2 protein-coding genes are annotated in these 2,366 nt (G+C 72.7%); both read left to right on the top strand.

The window, feature by feature from the left end; genetic code table 11:
• The first annotated feature begins 55 nt into the window (after positions 1-55).
• The gene (locus VGD70_RS23655) at positions 56-1,708 is read left to right on the top strand and encodes an AMP-dependent synthetase/ligase (RefSeq protein WP_331084876.1); all 1,653 of its coding nucleotides are present in this window, start codon (positions 56-58) and stop codon (positions 1,706-1,708) included.
• The coding region (locus tag VGD70_RS23650; RefSeq protein WP_331084874.1) for an SDR family NAD(P)-dependent oxidoreductase at positions 1,705-2,366 on the top strand (662 nt) is incomplete at its 3' end. The genes VGD70_RS23655 and VGD70_RS23650, both read left to right, overlap by 4 nt.

Genomic DNA, 2,366 nt, shown 5'->3' with positions numbered 1-2,366 from the left:
GGGGGTTCGGCGGGAGATGACTGGCACAGCGGGGGAGGCCGGTAGCGGTTTGGCGGTGCTCGAGCCACTCGGGCACCTCGGTCCGGAGGCGACGCTCGTCGAGGCGTTCCAGGCGACCGCGGCCGAGCGCCCCGACCAGGTTGCACTGCGGACCTCCGACGGCGCCGTCAGCCTGACCTGGGCGCAGTGCGCGGAGCGGGTGCGGCGGCTGGCCGGTGGGCTGGCCGGGCTCGGCGTCGGGGCTGGGGACACGGTGGCGCTGATGGTGTCCAACCGCCCGGAGTTCAACCTGGTGGACGCCGCCGCCCTGCACCTGGGCGCGGTGCCGTGGTCGATCTACCTGACGTCCTCGCCGAGCCAGATCCAGTTCCTGCTGGGCGGCGCGGGCAGCAGGGTCGTTGTCTGTGAGCGCGAGTTCGCGGCGTCGATCCGGGCCGTGCTGGCGGGCACCGCCGTCGAGCATGTGGTGGTGCTGGACGAGCTCGACGCGCTGCCTGTGGCGCCGCCGGGCTTCGACTTCGAGGCGAGCTGGCGCGCGGTGCCCGCCGACGGGCCGCTGACCATCATCTGGACCTCCGGCACCACCGGCGAGCCGAAGCCGGTCGAGCTGAGCCACCACGGGATGCTCGAGATGATCCGGGCGTACACCTCGCTCGCGGGCCTGCCCCGGGGCGGCCGGATGACGTCGTACCTGCCGAACGCGCACGTCGCGGACCGCTGGTCGGCGCACTACTGGTGGATGGTGCTGGGTTTCGAGGTGACCTGTGTGCTCGACCCGACCCAGATCATCGCGGTGCTGCCCTCGGTGCGGCCCACCGTCTGGGGTTCGGTGCCCCGGGTGTGGGAGAAGCTGCGCGCAGCGCTGGAGGCCAAGGGTCTCACCGACCCGGCGACGCTGCCGGCGGCGGCCACCGCCGCCGTCCGGGAGAAGCTGGGGCTGGACCAGGTCCGGTTCCTGATCGTCGGCGCCGCCCCGCTGCCGGCCGAGACGCTGCGCTACTTCGCGGCGCTGGGCCTGCCGATCTCGGAGGTCTGGGGCATGTCGGAGACCTGCGGGATCCTCACCGCGAACCCTCCCGGCGACCTGCGCTACGGCACCGTCGGCCAGCCGCTGCGCGGAGTCGAGCTGCGCATCGCCGAGGACGGTGAGGTGTTGGCCAAGGGCCCGCAGGTCATGCGCGGCTACCGGGGCCGGCCCGACCTGACCGCCGAGACGATCATCGACGGCTGGCTGCACACCGGCGACATCGGCCGGATCGACGCGGACGGCTACCTGAGCATCGTCGACCGCAAGAAGGAACTGATCATCAATGCGGCCGGCAAGAACATGTCCCCGCTGGCGATCGAGCTGGCGCTGAAGACGGCTGGGCCGCTCATCGGGCAGGCCTGCGCGATCGGCGACCGGCGGCCCTACACGGTGGCGCTGCTGGTGCTCGACCCCGACGGGGCCCGCGCCTGGGCCGCCGCACACGGCCGCCCCGATACCGACTACGCCGCGCTCACCGCCGACCCGGACCTGCTGGCCGACGTCGGCGCCGAGGTGGCGCTGGCCAACACCGAGCTGTCCCGCGTCGAGCAGATCAAGTACTGGCGGCTGCTGCCCGCCGACTGGCTGCCCGACGGCGACGAACTGACCCCGACGATGAAGATGCGCCGCCGCGTCATCGGGTCCAAGTACGCGGCCACGATCGAGGAGCTGTACGCATGACCGGACGCACCGCACTGGTGACCGGCGCCAACGGCGGCATCGGCGCGGCCATCGCCGAACGGCTGCGCGCCGACGGTCTGAAGGTCATCACCCCGGACATCAGCGGGCCGTGCGACATCCAGCTGGACATCGCGACGGACCCGATGCCGGCGGTGCTGGCCGAGGTGGACGTGTGCGTGTCCAACGCCGGCATCGTGGACACCATCGCCCCGACGCAGCGGATGACCGGCGAGCAGTGGCGCCGCGACATCGACGTCAACCTCACCGGGGCGTTCCGGGTGATCCAGGCCTGCCTGGTCGGCATGCGCGAGCGCGGCTGGGGGCGCATCGTGGCGATCTCCAGCCTGGCCGGCCACGAGGGGCTGCCCGGCCAGGTCGCCTACGCGGCGTCGAAGGCCGGGCTGCACGGCATGATGCGCACGATCGCCACCGAGAACGCGAAGCGCGGCATCACCGCCAACTGCGTGCTGCCCGGCATGGTGGCCACCCCCAAGGCACTCGCCATGCCGGACGCGGTGCGGGACCGGATCCTGTCGCTGATCCCGATGGGCCGGTTCGCCGAGCCCGCCGAGATCGCCGGGCTGGTCGGCTACCTGGTGGGGGAGAGCGCCGGGTACCTGACCGCGCAGGAGATCGAGATGCACGGCGGCCTGGGGCT

This window comes from Actinophytocola sp. (assembly GCF_036402745.1).
GTDB lineage: Bacteria > Actinomycetota > Actinomycetes > Mycobacteriales > Pseudonocardiaceae > Actinophytocola.
Note: the sequence above shows the minus strand (reverse complement) of the source record. Positions and strands in the feature narration are given on the sequence as shown.